Raw genomic sequence first — 404 nt, 5'->3', positions numbered from 1 at the left:
CTTTAGGGTTTCTTGTGAACTCCTGATATTGGNAATACTNATATCGAAAACNGTGCGNNCTTAGCTCAGCTGGATAGAGTACCTGGCTACGAACCAGGCGGTCGGAGGTTCGAATCCTCCAGGACGCGCCACTATTTAAGGGTCTGTTGATCCTCGTATTGACTCAGTTGATACTAAAACCCGTGCGCTCTTAGCTCAGCTGGATAGAGTACCTGGCTACGAACCAGGCGGTCGGAGGTTCGAATCCTCCAGGGCGCGCCACTATTTAGGGTTTCCGTTGTGAACTCCTGATATTGCGAATACCAATATCGAAAACTGCGCGTCCTTAGCTCAGCTGGATAGAGTACCTGGCTACGAACCAGGCGGTCGGAGGTTCGAATCCTCCAGGACGCGCCACTCTCTAG

Annotated in this window: 3 tRNA genes; all 3 read left to right on the top strand. The window is 51.9% G+C overall.

The window, feature by feature from the left end:
- Positions 1–54: 54 nt before the first annotated feature.
- The 3 genes from A3712_RS23235 (at position 55) to A3712_RS23225 (ending at position 396) form a co-directional block, all read left to right on the top strand.
- Positions 55–131: transfer RNA gene (locus A3712_RS23235), tRNA-Arg, on the top strand.
- A gap of 53 nt (positions 132–184) precedes the next feature.
- Positions 185–261, top strand: a tRNA-Arg gene (locus A3712_RS23230).
- Positions 262–319: 58 nt separating this feature from the next.
- Positions 320–396, top strand: a tRNA-Arg gene (locus tag A3712_RS23225).
- Positions 397–404: the final 8 nt, after the last annotated feature.

This window comes from Vibrio sp. HI00D65, assembly GCF_001635455.1.
Lineage (GTDB): Bacteria > Pseudomonadota > Gammaproteobacteria > Enterobacterales > Vibrionaceae > Vibrio.
This window is presented reverse-complemented; position numbering and strand designations above follow the sequence as displayed.